The organism is Burkholderia lata, from assembly GCF_902499335.1.
Taxonomy (GTDB): Bacteria; Pseudomonadota; Gammaproteobacteria; order Burkholderiales; family Burkholderiaceae; genus Burkholderia; species Burkholderia lata_B.
This window is the reverse complement of the sequence record NZ_CABVQK010000021.1, coordinates 40,553-54,562: the sequence shown is the minus strand read 5'-3', so window position 1 is coordinate 54,562 and position 14,010 is coordinate 40,553. Positions and strand designations below refer to the sequence as shown.

General features: G+C 65.3%; 15 protein-coding genes. 6 read left to right on the top strand and 9 right to left on the bottom strand.

What is annotated here, in order from left to right:
• Positions 1 to 14 precede the first annotated feature (14 nt).
• The 9 genes from BCO18175_RS37155 to BCO18175_RS37115 all read right to left on the bottom strand — a co-directional run bounded on the left by BCO18175_RS37155 (position 15) and on the right by BCO18175_RS37115 (position 6,604).
• Entirely contained in the window at positions 15 to 596 is a 582-nt protein-coding gene (locus BCO18175_RS37155; protein ID WP_011352722.1) for a TIGR00730 family Rossman fold protein, read from the bottom strand.
• Entirely contained in the window at positions 593 to 1,351 is a 759-nt protein-coding gene (locus tag BCO18175_RS37150; protein WP_174988544.1) for a TetR/AcrR family transcriptional regulator, read from the bottom strand. Before BCO18175_RS37150 ends, BCO18175_RS37155 begins: the two co-directional genes overlap by 4 nt.
• 208 nt (positions 1,352 to 1,559) lie before the next feature.
• Positions 1,560 to 2,096 carry a diacylglycerol kinase gene (locus tag BCO18175_RS37145; protein ID WP_174988542.1) on the bottom strand — a complete coding sequence of 179 codons (537 nt, stop codon included), beginning with the start codon at positions 2,094 to 2,096 and terminating at the stop codon, positions 1,560 to 1,562.
• Positions 2,093 to 3,127 carry a glycosyltransferase family 4 protein gene (locus BCO18175_RS37140; protein ID WP_174988540.1) on the bottom strand — a complete coding sequence of 345 codons (1,035 nt, stop codon included), beginning with the start codon at positions 3,125 to 3,127 and terminating at the stop codon, positions 2,093 to 2,095. The genes BCO18175_RS37145 and BCO18175_RS37140 overlap by 4 nt, the downstream gene beginning before the upstream one ends.
• A 29-nt stretch (positions 3,128 to 3,156) precedes the next feature.
• Complete coding sequence (locus BCO18175_RS37135) at positions 3,157 to 4,095, bottom strand: UDP-2,3-diacylglucosamine diphosphatase (protein ID WP_174988539.1); 939 nt, start codon at positions 4,093 to 4,095, stop codon at positions 3,157 to 3,159.
• Between the two features lie 225 nt (positions 4,096 to 4,320).
• A complete protein-coding gene (locus BCO18175_RS37130; protein ID WP_174915870.1) occupies positions 4,321 to 4,827 on the bottom strand; it encodes an RDD family protein in 507 nt (168 codons plus the stop codon).
• Between the two features lie 6 nt (positions 4,828 to 4,833).
• Positions 4,834 to 5,592, bottom strand: coding sequence for a DUF3106 domain-containing protein (locus tag BCO18175_RS37125; protein ID WP_174988537.1), 759 nt, complete (start codon positions 5,590 to 5,592; stop codon positions 4,834 to 4,836).
• Between the two features lie 26 nt (positions 5,593 to 5,618).
• Positions 5,619 to 6,044: a DUF3619 family protein gene (locus BCO18175_RS37120; protein WP_174915872.1), complete on the bottom strand. Its 426-nt coding sequence runs from the start codon at positions 6,042 to 6,044 to the stop codon at positions 5,619 to 5,621.
• On the bottom strand, positions 6,041 to 6,604 hold the full coding sequence (locus tag BCO18175_RS37115; RefSeq protein WP_011352714.1) for an RNA polymerase sigma factor: 564 nt from the start codon (positions 6,602 to 6,604) through the stop codon (positions 6,041 to 6,043). Before BCO18175_RS37115 ends, BCO18175_RS37120 begins: the two co-directional genes overlap by 4 nt.
• Positions 6,605 to 6,959: 355 nt before the next feature.
• Between BCO18175_RS37115 and BCO18175_RS37110 the strand changes: the two genes are divergently transcribed.
• From BCO18175_RS37110 to BCO18175_RS37085, 6 genes are all read left to right on the top strand, one after another.
• A complete protein-coding gene (locus BCO18175_RS37110) occupies positions 6,960 to 8,723 on the top strand; it encodes an acetolactate synthase 3 catalytic subunit (protein WP_011352713.1) in 1,764 nt (587 codons plus the stop codon).
• Positions 8,724 to 8,835: 112 nt separating this feature from the next.
• A complete protein-coding gene (gene ilvN / locus BCO18175_RS37105) occupies positions 8,836 to 9,327 on the top strand; it encodes an acetolactate synthase small subunit (protein ID WP_011352712.1) in 492 nt (163 codons plus the stop codon).
• Between the two features lie 95 nt (positions 9,328 to 9,422).
• Positions 9,423 to 10,439 (top strand): ketol-acid reductoisomerase, encoded by a 1,017-nt coding sequence (ilvC, locus tag BCO18175_RS37100; protein ID WP_174915873.1) that lies wholly within the window; start codon positions 9,423 to 9,425, stop codon positions 10,437 to 10,439.
• A 127-nt stretch (positions 10,440 to 10,566) separates the two neighbouring features.
• Positions 10,567 to 11,211, top strand: a complete 645-nt coding sequence (locus tag BCO18175_RS37095; protein ID WP_011352710.1) for a phosphatidylserine decarboxylase — start codon at positions 10,567 to 10,569, stop codon at positions 11,209 to 11,211.
• 15 nt (positions 11,212 to 11,226) lie between these two features.
• Entirely contained in the window at positions 11,227 to 12,099 is an 873-nt protein-coding gene (pssA, locus tag BCO18175_RS37090; RefSeq protein WP_174915874.1) for a CDP-diacylglycerol--serine O-phosphatidyltransferase, read from the top strand.
• A 319-nt stretch (positions 12,100 to 12,418) separates the two neighbouring features.
• Complete coding sequence (locus BCO18175_RS37085) at positions 12,419 to 13,963, top strand: 2-isopropylmalate synthase (RefSeq protein ID WP_174988535.1); 1,545 nt, start codon at positions 12,419 to 12,421, stop codon at positions 13,961 to 13,963.
• Positions 13,964 to 14,010: the final 47 nt, after the last annotated feature.

Below are 14,010 nucleotides of genomic sequence, written 5' to 3'. Positions count from 1 at the left end.
GGTTCCGGTGACGGTTACTTGGCTGCGTCGGGTGCCCACTTGTCGTGGACAGGCGGCTGGTAGCGACGCAGCCGCTCGATCAGTTCGACGGGTTCCGATTCGACGCACAGCGCATCGAAATAGGCCGGACGCATGAAGCCCTCGTCGACCGTGTGACGCAGCAGCGCGATCAGCGGATCGTAGAACGAATCGATGTTGTAGAGCGCGACGGGCTTGCGGTGATAGCCGAGCTGCGCCCACGTGTAGACCTCGAAGAGTTCCTCGAGCGTGCCGGCGCCGCCGGGCATCGCGACGAACGCGTCGGAGAGGTCCGCCATCATTTTCTTGCGGTGGTGCATGTCGGGCACGACGTGCAGTTCCGACAGCCCCGTATGGCCGACTTCCTTGTCGACGAGCAGTTCGGGGATCACGCCGACCGCCCGGCCGCCGGCCGCCATCACTTCGTCGGCGATCACGCCCATCAGGCCGACCCGGCCACCGCCGTAGACGAGCGTGAGGCCCGCGTCGACGAGCGCGCGGCCGAATGCACGCGCGGCGTCGGCATAGACGGGCCGCACGCCGGACGACGAGCCGCAGTAAACACAAACTGCCTTCATTGCTTGGAATCCTTGGCGGGAGCCTGCCCAGCGGTGACCGGGCTGCCGGCGGGGCGCGGCGAACCGTCGCGCGGCGGCAGGTAGTCGGTGAACTGGCGCTTCGGCAGCTTGCCGGAAACCAGGTCGTCGAACAGCTGGCGCGAACGGCCGCGCAGGTACGGCGCCATCACGGAGATCACGTGCATGCTGACCTGGTGCAGTTCCTCGCGGATCGCGTCCTGGTCGTTGTACTTGCGCGGATGCATCACGTATTGATACGACAGCCAGTACGTCGAAATGACGGCCATGTTGGTGGCGATGACCTCGATCTCGGCGGGCGTCGCGACCATCTCGGCGTCGGACACGAGCAGCTCGCACATGTCGCGCGCGAAGCGCACCTTGTGGCTGATGATCTGCTTGAAGTGCGTCTCGAGCGTGCGGTTGCGGGCGAGCAGGTCGTTGAGGTCGCGATACAGGAACCGGTAGGTCCACATGAAATCGGCCATGTACTGCAGGTACGACCAGGTTTCGTCGATCGTCGGACGATGATCTTCGGGAAAGCGCAGCCGCCGTTCGATCTGCTGCTCGAACTGCGCGAAGATGCTGTTGATGATGTCGTCCTTGTTGCGGAAATGGTAGTACAGGTTGCCTGGACTGATTTCCATTTCCTCGGCGATCGTCGTGGTCGTGACGTTCGGCTCGCCGATCTCGTTGAAGAGTTTCAACGACAACTCGAGAATCCGTTCGCGGGTGCGGCGGGGAGGTTTCGCTTCCATGTCGTCCGGCCCTGTGTGTGCCGGACTGGCGGGCGCTGCAATCGATGCTGCGTGATTCGTCCGGCGCGGGTTGCTGTTCTATGTCTAGCGGACGATTATAAACCGGGGTTTCGCCACATCGGGGCATTTCGTATTCATAGCCCCCGCGCGGCGCATGGTGCAGCGCCGCATGCGGGCAGTGCGCCGGGGGCCCCCGCGGGGCCAGCGTCTAGAAGCCGAGCCAGCGTGCGATGACCGGTCCGAGCACGAAGCCCCACGTCGTCACGCATGCGAACAACGCGACCGTCACGGCTGCGCTGCCGAGGTCTTTCGCGCGCTTGGAGAGTTCGTGGCGCTCGAGCGAGATGCGGTCGATCGCGGCCTCGACGCTCGAGTTCAGCAGCTCGACGATCAGCACGAGCAGCACCGATGCGATCAGCAGTGCGCGCGATGCGGCGGGCACCGGCGCGAACGCGCCGATCGGGAGCATCAGCGCGGCGAGCGTGAGTTCCTGGCGAAACGCGCTCTCCTCGCGGATCGCGACGCGAAAGCCGTTCAGCGAATGCTTGAGGGCGTACCACGCGCGCGTGATGCCGCGGTGGCGCTTGTACGGGTTCGGCGGAAGCGGCGACAACTGATCGTCGGGGCCGAGCGGCTCGTGCGCGTGCACGTCCGCATCGGCATGCGGCTCTTCCTCGTCGAACGGGCGGTGCCGTTGCGGCGTTGCGTCGGGGGGCGGGGTCTTGTCGTTCAGGTCTCGTTTCAAACGGCGGCACCTTCTGCTGGCGAGTACGCGGTCTTCGGCAGCGGCTTGAGATGCGACGCGAACTGCTCGGATGCCGCGCGCCACGAGAACCGTTCGGCCCACGCGCGCGCAGTCGTGCGTTCGATCTTCAGCGCCTCGAGGCAGGCTTCCTGCAGGTCCTCGTGCATCGCGCCGGCGTCGCCTTCGGCGAGCACGTCGATCGGGCCCGTCACGGGATACGCGGCAACCGGCGTGCCGCAGGCGAGCGCCTCGAGCAGCACGAGGCCGAACGTGTCGGTGCGACTCGGGAACACGAACACGTCGGCCGCAGCATACACCTTCGCGAGCTCGGCCTGTGACAGCACGCCGAGATAGTTCGCTTCCGGATAGCGCGACTTCAGCTCCGCGAGCGCGGGGCCTTCGCCGGCAACCCACTTCGAGCCGGGCAGGTCGAGGCGCAGGAACGCCTCGACGTTCTTTTCGATCGCGACGCGGCCCACGTACAGGAAGATCGGCCGCGCGGTATTGAGCACCTTCGACTCCATCGGCCGGAACACGTCGAGATCGACGCCGCGGGTCCACAGCACGACATTCGTGAAGCCGAATTTTTCGAGGTCCTGCTTGACGACCGGCGTCGGCGCCATCACCGCGAGCGACGGGCCGTGGAACCAGTGCAGGAAGCGGTAGGTCGCGGCCAGCGGGATGCCGAAGCGGGCCTGCACGTATTCCGGAAAGCGCGTGTGGTACGCGGTCGTGTACGGCAGCTTGCGCGAACGCGCATAGCGCCGCGCGGCGAGGCCGAGCGGGCCTTCGGTCGCGATGTGCAGCGCATCGGGCGCGAACGCGTCGATCCGCGCGCGCAGTTTGCGGTACGGCAGGATCGACAGGCGGATCTCGGGGTAGGTCGGGCAGGGGATCGTGCGGAATTCCAGCGGCGTCAGCATCTCGACGCGGTGGCCGAGCGCGGTGAGTTCGCGTGACGTGCTCTTCAGCGTGCGCACGACGCCGTTGACCTGCGGTTCCCACGCGTCGGTGACGATCATGATCTTCATCGCGGCTTTGTCCTGTAAGTAGGGGTGTGTCAGGCAGTGGCCTTGGCCTTGCGCGACGTGGTCTCCGACGGTGCGGTGCGCATCACCGTCCAGTAGACGATCTTCAGTTCGCCTTCCATCGTTTCGACGAGTGCGGACAGGCTTTCGACCCAGTCGCCGTCGTTGCAGTACAGCACGCCGTCGATGTCGCGGATCTCCGCCTTGTGGATGTGGCCGCACACGACGCCGTCGCAGCCGCGGCGGCGCGCCTCGTCGGTCATCACGGTCTCGAACTGCGAGATGAAGTTGACGGCGTTCTTGACCTGGTGCTTCAGGTACTGCGACAGCGACCAGTACTGGAAGCCGAGCCGGCTGCGGATTCGGTTGAACCAGCGGTTCAGCACGAGGATCAGCGTGTAGAGCGTGTCGCCGAGGTACGCGAGCCATTTCGCGTGCTGGATCACGCCGTCGAACAGGTCGCCGTGCACGATCCACAAACGTTTGCCCGCGAGCGTCGTGTGGAACGCCTCGCCGCGCACCTGGATGTCGCCGAACGCGAGGTCGCAGAACTGCCGCGCCCCTTCGTCGTGGTTGCCGGGGATGTAGACGACCTGCGTCCCCTTGCGAGCCTTGCGCAGGATCTTCTGCACGACGTCGTTGTGCGCCTGCGGCCAGTACCAGCCCTTCTTCAGCTGCCAGCCGTCGATGATGTCGCCGACGAGGTACAGGTACTCCGAATCGTTGTGGCGCAGGAAGTCGAGCAGGTACGGCGCCTGGCAACCGCTCGAGCCGAGGTGGATGTCGGACAGCCAGATCGTGCGGTAGCGATGGGCAGACGAGTCGGGGTCGTCATGCTGCGCGGTGTGCCCGGCTGGCGGTTCATGCGACACCAGCCCGTCGGCTGCGGCAGAACCGGACAGGAAGGCGGTGGCGGCGCGGGCGCCGATGGGGTGACGGAACAGGGAGGTCGCGGACGTTTTCTGGCCCATGCATGACTCGCGCCGGTTGACATTACCGGCATTCCGCCATGCGGGCGTGACTGTGCCGTGACAGTCACGAGACGTTCTTATTACGACCGCTGTAGGGTGTTTAGCAGTGAATGAGGGAACGTTGTGTAGCCTGGCGTACGGAACGGCTGACCGTTGTCCGGCAAGGCTGTCGGGCCGAGCGGGCGTCGCCTCGGCGAGGTGTTTTCGTCAGGCGAATATAGTGCGTCAGCGTGGTATCGCGACGACGCGCGTGCGTGCGATCCGGTCGTGCGGAAACTGGCGGCCGGCATGGAGCCGGGCGGCGCCGGCCCATACGACGATCCACGCGGCGGTGAGCGCGAGCGTGACGGGTACCGGCAGGCCAAGGAGCGGATGCAGCGCGAGCGGCGGCAGGAACCACAGCCAGCCGAGTGCGTAGCGCACGAGCGCGTGGCCCGCGCTCAGCGGCCGGCCGCTCGACGATTCGAGCCGCAGCCGCCAGGTCTTCATCGGCAGTGTCTGGCCGCCGTGGGTCCAGAACCAGACGAAGTACGCGCCGACCACGAGCGCGATCCAGGCGGCGAGCAGGTTGTGATGGACGAGGCCGTTGCGTTGTTGCGTCGCGAGGCTGAACGCGAGCCCGGCGAAGAACACCACGCCGAACAGCAGCACGCCTTCGTAGAGCAGCGCGGCGAGACGCCGTCGCACGGACGGCACGGCGGCCGGGGTTTCGGGGGCGCGGGCGTTCGCCACGGGCGCTCAGGAGCCCTTGAACAGCGAGGGTGCGTCGGCGGGCGACACCGGCGCCACGGCAGCCGGCGCGGATGCGGTGCCGGCCGTCGACGACGCGGGCACCGGCGGCGCGACGGCTGCCGAGACGGGCGCCGGCGCGGTGGCCGCGCCGCTCGCCGGGTGTTCGTGCGAATTGACGAGGCGGCGGACGTCACGGTCGGCGACGGTCGGCGGTGCGCTGACGACGCTCGGCCGACGGCGGCGCTCGGCGGCCGCGAGACGTTCCTTCTGCTCTTCCGGGAGTTGCTGGTACGCCTTCCACGCGCGCTCGCGCGCCTGAGCGGAAAGCTCCTTCGCGCTCTGGTAGTTTTCGCGCGCGACGCGGCGCTGCTCGGGCGTCATCCGCGCCCATTCGGTCATCCGGTCCTGCAGGCGCTTTTGGTCATCGGGCGTCAACTTCGCGAAACGCGATGCGATCTTCAGCCATTTACGCTTGCGGGCATCGCTGAAGCCGTCCCACTGGTCGGCGAACGGCGCGAGTGCCGCGCGCTGTGCCGGCGTGAGGCGCGCCCACGACAGCGGGCCGGTAGCGGCCGGCAGCGGCAGGGGGAGCGGGGCGAGTTCGGTGGTCAGCCCGGTCGCGGCCGAGGCGGGCGCGGCTGCGCTGCTGGCCGCGGCGGTGGTCGTCGCGGGGGCCGGGTGGAATCGTGGGTAAGTGGCGACGTAGGAAACGGCGATCGCGATTACGCATCCGAAAAATACGGCCAGGCCGCGCTTCTGACTCACCCGTGCGATCCCCTCGTTATTGTCTGTTAGTGAGCGCGCGACAGATACGCGTTGAACCCGTGGTCGAGATACGCGTTGAGCGGCAGGTCGTCGCTGAGCATCGCCGCGTCGATGTCGGCGAGTTCGGCGGTGCGCTGCATGTCTTCCCAGTAGGCGATGCCGACCAGCCCCGCGAGCAGCAGAGCCAGCGGCCACGCGCGCAGCAAGCGGCGCGCGAGCGACGCCTGCGGGCGGCTCGCGGGTGCCGTGCCGTACGCACCGGCCGCGCCGGCGAAGGCCGGCACGAACACCGGCACGGTCGCGGCTTCGGGCTTCTTGCGCGCGAGCGCAGCCCGGCGGGCGACGGCCAGACGGTCGGTGGTCGCGGCGGGCAGGTCGGCCGCGCGCTCGTCCAGCGCGCGGCGCACCTTCAGCGCGAATTCGTGTTCTCGATTTGCGGGAGCGGAGCTCATAGCGTGATTCCTTTGGCCTTGAGCGCGTGCGCCAGCGTGTGGGTGGCCCGTGAGCAATGCGTCTTCACGCTGCCCTCGGAGCACCCCATTGCGGCGGCAGTCTCGGCGACATCCATATCTTCCCAATAACGCATCAGGAACGCTTCCCGTTGACGCGCCGGAAGTTTCTGGATTTCTTCGTCGATCAGGGCCAGAACCTGCTCTCGTTCGAGGCGGTGCTCGCTGCTTTCGACGCCTGCGTTGTCGTCTGCGGATTCGAGTGTTTCGAGCGGATCGAAGTCGTCGTCGTCACTGTTGTTCAGTGACGAGAAGAGCGTGACCCACGTATTGCGGACTTTCTGCCGGCGGAACCAGTCGTGGATCGCGTTTTGCAGGATCCGCTGAAAAAGCAGCGGCAGTTCTGCCGCCGGCCGGTCGCCGTACTTCTCCGCAAGCTTGATCATCGCGTCCTGCACGATGTCGAGCGACGCATCGTCGTCACGCACGGCGTACGCGGCCTGCTTGAACGCGCGCCTTTCGACGCCCGCCAGAAAGTCGGCGAGTTCCTTGTCTGATGCCATTCCGTGAAGGTATGCGCTGCGGGCCGCTGCGTGGTGTAAAAGGTCGAAAAATTTCGTAAAACCCGCGGATGCTATCAAATTTTCGCGCCGCTTGGCACCGGGTTGGGCACCGCGCGTTGCGCGCGAGCCGCGGCGGCGGGGTGCCGGGCGGTGTCCATGATGCGCTGCGGGATATTTTGCTTGACGACCCAATCGCGACCCGCTATCGTCAATGATTCGCAACATGAAGTGATGGTCTCATTTGAGGCTGGCCCAAGAAGCCTGCCCTTCAAACTGGACGCGCCGCTTGAACCCGAGCCACAAGCCCGGCAGAGAGCACCCGATCAATTTTTTGCCGAAAATTCGAAAGGTCAAAATGAACATGCCCAGCGCGGAATTCTCCACGTCGGAACCCCTTTCCCCTCCCGATAGCGACTCCATCGGCGGTACCGTGCTCATGAAGGCACTGGCCGATGAAAACGTCGAATTCATCTGGGGCTACCCCGGCGGCTCGGTACTCTACATCTACGACGAGCTTTACAAGCAGGACAAGATTCAGCACGTGCTGGTGCGCCACGAACAGGCAGCCGTGCACGCAGCCGATGCGTATGCGCGTTCCACCGGCAATGTCGGCGTCTGTCTCGTGACGTCGGGCCCCGGTGTCACCAACGCGGTGACCGGCATCGCCACGGCGTACATGGATTCGATCCCGATGGTCGTGATCAGCGGCCAGGTGCCCACGGCCGCGATCGGCCAGGATGCATTCCAGGAGTGCGATACCGTCGGCATCACGCGTCCGTGCGTGAAGCACAACTTCCTCGTGAAGGACGTGCGCGACCTCGCGGAAACCGTCAAGAAGGCGTTCTATATCGCCCGCACTGGCCGTCCGGGCCCGGTGCTGATCGACATCCCGAAGGACATCTCGAAGACGCCGTGCGAGTACGAGCCCGTCAAGAGCGTGTCGCTGCGTTCGTACAACCCGGTCACGAAGGGCCATTCGGGCCAGATCCGCAAGGCCGTGTCGCTGCTGCTGACGGCGAAGCGTCCGTACATCTACACGGGTGGCGGCATCATCCTCGCCGACGCGTCGCGCGAACTGAACCAGTTCGCGGACCTGCTCGGCTATCCGGTCACGAACACGCTGATGGGCCTCGGCGGCTATCGCGCGTCGGACAAGAAATTCCTCGGCATGCTCGGCATGCACGGCACCTACGAAGCGAACATGGCGATGCAGCACTGCGACGTGCTGATCGCGATCGGTGCCCGCTTCGACGACCGCGTGATCGGCGACCCGGCGCACTTCGCGTCGCGTCCGCGCAAGATCATCCACATCGACATCGACCCGTCGTCGATCTCGAAGCGTGTGAAGGTCGACATCCCGATCGTCGGCGACGTGAAGGAAGTGCTGAAGGAGCTGATCGAGCAGCTGCAGACGGCCGAGCATGGCCCCGACACCGAGGCGCTCGCGCAATGGTGGAAGGACATCGAGGGCTGGCGCTCGAAGGACTGCCTGAAATACGACCGCGAAAGCGAGATCATCAAGCCGCAGTACGTGGTCGAGAAGGCGTGGGAGCTGACGGACGGCAATGCGTTCGTGTGCTCGGACGTCGGCCAGCACCAGATGTGGGCGGCGCAGTTCTACCGTTTCAACAAGCCGCGTCGCTGGATCAACTCCGGCGGCCTCGGCACGATGGGCTTCGGCCTGCCGGCAGCGATGGGCGTCAAGATGGCGCACCCGGACGACGACGTGCTGTGCATCACGGGCGAAGGCTCGATCCAGATGTGCATCCAGGAACTGTCGACCTGCCTGCAGTACGACACGCCCGTGAAGATCATTTCGCTGAACAACCGCTATCTCGGCATGGTTCGCCAGTGGCAGCAGATCGAATACAGCAAGCGCTATTCGCATTCGTACATGGATGCGCTGCCTGATTTCGTGAAGCTCGCCGAAGCGTACGGCCATGTCGGGTTGCGGATCGAAAAGACCTCGGATGTGGAGCCGGCGCTGAAGGAAGCGCTGCGCCTGAAGGACCGCACCGTGTTTCTCGACTTCCAGACCGATCCGACCGAAAACGTCTGGCCGATGGTACAGGCCGGCAAGGGCATCACCGAGATGCTGCTCGGATCGGAAGATCTGTAACGGCGCGACGCGCGCCTGAGCCCGATGCGGCCGCCTTCACGAAGGGCGGTGCGGCACGCGGCAGCGCGCGGCGCGAGTGAATCGACACGGACACATTCTGGAAGAAGCGAACATGAGACACATCATTTCCGTCCTGCTGGAGAACGAACCGGGCGCGCTGTCGCGCGTGGTCGGTCTGTTTTCCGCACGCGGCTACAACATCGAAACCTTGACGGTGGCGCCGACCGAAGACCAATCGCTGTCGCGGCTCACCATCGTTTCCATTGGCTCCGACGACGTGATCGAACAGATCACGAAGCATCTGAACCGCCTGATCGAGGTGGTGAAAGTGGTGGACCTGACCGACGGTGCACACATCGAACGCGAGCTGATGCTGATCAAGGTACGTGCAGTGGGCAAGGAGCGCGAAGAAATGAAGCGGATGGCGGACATTTTCCGCGGCCGCATCATCGACGTGACCGAAAAGACCTACACGATCGAATTGACGGGCGCGAGCGACAAGCTCGACGCATTCATCCAGGGGCTGGACGCGGGCGCGATCCTAGAGACCGTGCGCACCGGCAGCTCCGGCATCGGACGCGGCGAGCGCATCCTGAAGGTGTGATGCCAGACAGGCACGCCGGGTGCGCCGTCATGTCCCGGCCCGCAGTACTCCATCCGAACGAATTGTTGAATTTTTGAATTAGCGAAGGAACCATCATGAACGTTTTCTACGACAAAGACGCTGACCTCTCCCTCATCAAGGGCAAGCAAGTCACGATCATCGGCTACGGCTCGCAAGGCCATGCACACGCGCTGAACCTGAAGGAAAGCGGCGTGAACGTGACGGTTGGCCTGCGCAAGGATGGCGCGTCGTGGAGCAAGGCCGAAAACGCCGGCCTGTCGGTCAAGGAAGTCGCGGAAGCGGTGAAGGGCGCCGACGTCGTGATGATGCTGCTGCCGGACGAGCAGATCGCCGACGTGTACGCGAAGGAAGTCCACGCGAACATCAAGCAAGGTGCGGCGCTGGCATTCGCGCACGGCTTCAACGTCCACTACGGCGCGGTGATCCCGCGCGCCGACCTCGACGTGATCATGATCGCGCCGAAGGCACCGGGCCACACGGTTCGCGGCACGTACTCGCAAGGTGGCGGCGTGCCGCACCTGATCGCGGTTGCGCAGAACAAGTCGGGCGCGGCACGCGACATCGCGCTGTCGTACGCGGCAGCGAACGGCGGCGGCCGTGCAGGCATCATCGAAACCAACTTCCGTGAAGAAACCGAAACCGACCTGTTCGGCGAGCAGGCCGTGCTGTGCGGCGGTACCGTCGAGCTGATCAAGGCTGGCTTCGAGACGCTGGTCGAAGCAGGCTATGCGCCGGAAATGGCGTACTTCGAGTGCCTGCACGAACTGAAGCTGATCGTCGACCTGATCTACGAAGGCGGCATCGCGAACATGAACTACTCGATCTCGAACAACGCCGAGTACGGCGAGTACGTGACGGGTCCGCGCATCGTCACGGAAGAGACGAAGAAGGCGATGAAGCAGTGCCTGACCGACATCCAGACGGGCGAGTACGCGAAGAGCTTCATTCTCGAGAACAAGGCAGGCGCGCCGACGCTGCAGTCGCGCCGTCGCCTGACGGCCGAGCACCAGATCGAACAGGTCGGTGCGAAGCTGCGCGCGATGATGCCGTGGATCGCGAAGAACAAGCTCGTCGACCAGACGAAGAACTAAGCACCGCGTGCTGTTCCGGCCCCTCGAATAGAGGGCCGGTACCAAAAAGCCGCCCGAAGGCAGCAGTGCCCCGGGCGGCTTTTGCTATGCTACGGGCTTTGCAATTCACCGAACACAGAACGAATCCATGAACTATCCTCATCCGATCATCGCGCGCGAAGGCTGGCCGTTCATCGCGATTGCAGCCGTCATCGCGCTGTTGATCCACGCCGTCGGGGGCTTCGGCTTCGCGTGGCCGTTCTGGCTGCTGCTCGTCTTCGTCGTCCAGTTCTTCCGCGACCCGCAGCGCCCGATCCCGGCGCAGCCGAACGCGGTGCTGTGCCCGGCGGACGGCCGCATCGTCGCGGTCGAGACCGCGCAGGATCCGTACGCGAACCGCGAAGCGCTGAAGATCAGCGTGTTCATGAATGTCTTCAACGTCCATTCGCAGCGTTCGCCGGTCGATGGCGCGATCTCCAAGGTCGAGTACTTCCCGGGCGCGTTCCTGAACGCGGCGATCGACAAGGCGTCGACCGAGAACGAGCGCAATGCGGTCGTGATCCAGACGGCGAGCGGCAAGACCGTGACCGCCGTGCAGATCGCCGGCCTCGTCGCACGCCGGATCCTCTGCTACGTGCGCGCGGGCGAACCGCTGTCGCGCGGCCAGCGCTACGGCTTCATCCGCTTCGGTTCGCGCGTCGACGTGTACCTGCCGCTCGGCAGCCGCGCGAAGGTGTCGATCGGCGAGAAGGTCTACGCGTCGTCGACGATCCTCGCCGAGCTCGAACAGTAAGCGGCGGGGCGCACGATGGCCGCATTCAAACCGCGTCGGCCGCGCAACGGCGCCGGCCAGACGCCACGTCCGTTCCGCCGCAACAAGGTGATGGCACCGGATACGGTGCCCATCGAGAGCCGCCGCGCCGCGCGCCAGCGGTTCCTGAAGACGCGCGGCATCTACCTGCTGCCGAACGCATTCACGACCGCCGCGCTGTTCTGCGGCTTCTTCGCGGTCGTGCAGGCGATGAACGTGCGTTTCGAGATCGCCGCGATCGCGATTTTCGTCGCGATGGTGCTCGACGGGATGGACGGGCGCGTCGCACGCATGACGCATACGCAAAGCGCGTTCGGCGAGCAGTTCGACAGCCTGTCGGACATGGTGTCGTTCGGCGTCGCGCCCGCGCTCGTGATGTACGAGTGGGTGCTGAAGGATCTCGGCCGCTGGGGCTGGCTCGCCGCGTTCGTCTACTGCTCGGGCGCCGCGCTGCGCCTCGCGCGCTTCAATACGAACATCGGCGTCGTCGACAAGCGTTTCTTCCAGGGGCTGCCGAGCCCGGCCGCCGCCGCGCTGATCGCGGGCTTCGTGTGGCTCGCCACCGACAACCGCGTGCCGATGAAGCTCGGCTGGCTGCCGTGGGTCGCGTTCGTGCTGACGATCTACGCGGGCGTGACGATGGTGTCGAACGCGCCGTTCTACAGCGGCAAGGCGCTCGACGTGCGGCATCGCGTGCCGTTCGCGGCGATCCTGCTGGTCGTCGTCGCGTTCGTGCTCGTGTCGTCCGATCCGCCGCTGATGCTGTTCTGCCTGTTCGTGCTGTACGGGCTGTCCGGCTACGTGTTCTGGGCCTACATGGCCATCCGCGGGCGCGCGAATCCGGCGCGCTCGTCGCAGCGCGATCACTGACGCACGCGCGTTTTTGCCCGGAAACGGCGGCCTCGGGGCCGCCGTTTTCATTTGTCCCTTGTTCGGCCCGTGCCGCCGGGAACCCCGGGTGCCGTCCGATTGCGCACCCAACGGAATGCCGCTATAGTCTTCGGCATGATTGCATTTTCCCGCCTCTCCCTCCTTCTAGCCGGTGCGCCGCTACGCGCGCTAGCTTTGGCGCGCCTGCCGCGCTGACCGTTCTCGCCCCCCCGTCAAGCCTCGTCTGTTGTTGAGCGTCGCCAGCGGTGGCGCGATCTCGTTACGTTTGACTTCCGTATAAAGAGCCCTGGAGCCCCCCATGACAGACAAGCTGATCATTTTCGATACGACGTTGCGTGACGGCGAACAATCGCCCGGCGCGTCGATGACGAAGGAAGAGAAAATCCGCATCGCGAAGCATCTCGAGCGGATGAAGGTAGACGTGATCGAGGCGGGCTTCGCGGCCAGCTCGAACGGCGATTTCGACGCGATCCACACGATCGCCGGTCTCATCAAGGACAGCACGATCTGCTCGCTGGCGCGCGCCAACGACAAGGACATCCAGCGTGCGGCCGACGCGCTGAAGCCGGCCGAGAGCTTCCGGATCCACACGTTCATCGCGACGTCGCCGCTGCACATGGAGAAGAAGCTGCGGATGACGCCCGACCAGGTGTTCGAGCAGGCGCGCCTCGCGGTGCGCTTCGCGCGCAAGTTCACCGACAACGTCGAGTTCTCGCCGGAAGACGGCAGCCGCTCCGACATGGATTTCCTGTGCCGCGTGCTGGAAGCCGTGATCGCCGAAGGCGCGACGACGATCAACATTGCCGACACGGTCGGCTACGGCGTGCCGGAGCTGTACGGCAACCTGGTGAAGACGCTGCGCGAACGCATTCCGAACTCGGACAAGGCGATCTTCTCGGTGCACTGCCATAACGACCTCGGGATGGCCGTCGCGAACTCGCTGGCCGGCGTGAAGATCGGCGGCGCGCGTCAGGTCGAGTGCACGATCAACGGTCTCGGCGAGCGCGCGGGCAACACGTCGCTCGAAGAAATCGTGATGGCCGTGAAGACGCGCAAGGACTACTTCGGTCTCGACGTCGGCATCGACACGTCGCAGATCGTGCCGACGTCGAAGCTCGTGTCGCAGATCACCGGTTTCGTCGTGCAGCCAAACAAGGCCGTGGTCGGGGCGAACGCGTTCGCGCACGCATCGGGCATCCACCAGGACGGCGTGCTGAAGGCGCGCGACACCTACGAGATCATGCGCGCGGAAGACGTGGGCTGGACCGCGAACAAGATCGTGCTCGGCAAGCTGTCGGGCCGGAACGCGTTCAAGCAGCGCCTGCAGGAGCTCGGCGTGTCGCTCGACAGCGAGGGCGAACTGAACGCCGCGTTCATGCGCTTCAAGGATCTGGCCGACCGCAAGGCCGAGATCTTCGACGAGGACATCATCGCGATCGTGTCCGAGGAATCGGCGCTCGCACACGAGCAGGAGCACTTCAAGTTCGTGTCGCTGTCGCAGCACTCGGAAACGGGCGAGCAGCCGCACGCGAAGGTCGTGTTCGGGGTCGAAGGCAAGGAAGTGACCGGCGAGGCACGCGGCAACGGTCCGGTCGATGCGACGTTCAATGCGATCGAGAGCGAAGTCGGCAGTGGTTCCGAGCTGCTGCTGTACTCGGTGAACGCGATCACGACCGGTACGCAGGCGCAGGGCGAGGTGACTGTCCGTCTGTCGAAGAGCGGGCGGATCGTCAATGGCGTCGGCACCGATCCGGACATCGTCGCCGCCTCCGCGAAGGCGTACATCTCCGCACTGAACAAGTTGCATTCGAAGGACGACAAGCTCAATCCGCAGCGCTCATAAGCGCTCGCGTACTGCGCATCACCGAAACGCCCCGTGCGGCCCTGCGC

What these genes read in the sequence shown, in the direction of transcription:
- ilvN (WP_011352712.1), top strand. Translation starts at nt 8,836, where the DNA reads ATGAGACACATCATTTCCGTCCTGCTGGAGAACGAACCGGGCGCGCTG.
- BCO18175_RS37150 (WP_174988544.1), bottom strand. Translation starts at nt 1,351, where the DNA reads ATGGAAGCGAAACCTCCCCGCCGCACCCGCGAACGGATTCTCGAGTTG.
- BCO18175_RS37085 (WP_174988535.1), top strand. Translation starts at nt 12,419, where the DNA reads ATGACAGACAAGCTGATCATTTTCGATACGACGTTGCGTGACGGCGAA.
- BCO18175_RS37095 (WP_011352710.1), top strand. Translation starts at nt 10,567, where the DNA reads ATGAACTATCCTCATCCGATCATCGCGCGCGAAGGCTGGCCGTTCATC.
- pssA (WP_174915874.1), top strand. Translation starts at nt 11,227, where the DNA reads ATGGCCGCATTCAAACCGCGTCGGCCGCGCAACGGCGCCGGCCAGACG.
- BCO18175_RS37110 (WP_011352713.1), top strand. Translation starts at nt 6,960, where the DNA reads ATGAACATGCCCAGCGCGGAATTCTCCACGTCGGAACCCCTTTCCCCT.
- BCO18175_RS37155 (WP_011352722.1), bottom strand. Translation starts at nt 596, where the DNA reads ATGAAGGCAGTTTGTGTTTACTGCGGCTCGTCGTCCGGCGTGCGGCCC.
- BCO18175_RS37120 (WP_174915872.1), bottom strand. Translation starts at nt 6,044, where the DNA reads ATGAGCTCCGCTCCCGCAAATCGAGAACACGAATTCGCGCTGAAGGTG.
- ilvC (WP_174915873.1), top strand. Translation starts at nt 9,423, where the DNA reads ATGAACGTTTTCTACGACAAAGACGCTGACCTCTCCCTCATCAAGGGC.
- BCO18175_RS37140 (WP_174988540.1), bottom strand. Translation starts at nt 3,127, where the DNA reads ATGAAGATCATGATCGTCACCGACGCGTGGGAACCGCAGGTCAACGGC.
- BCO18175_RS37115 (WP_011352714.1), bottom strand. Translation starts at nt 6,604, where the DNA reads ATGGCATCAGACAAGGAACTCGCCGACTTTCTGGCGGGCGTCGAAAGG.
- BCO18175_RS37135 (WP_174988539.1), bottom strand. Translation starts at nt 4,095, where the DNA reads ATGGGCCAGAAAACGTCCGCGACCTCCCTGTTCCGTCACCCCATCGGC.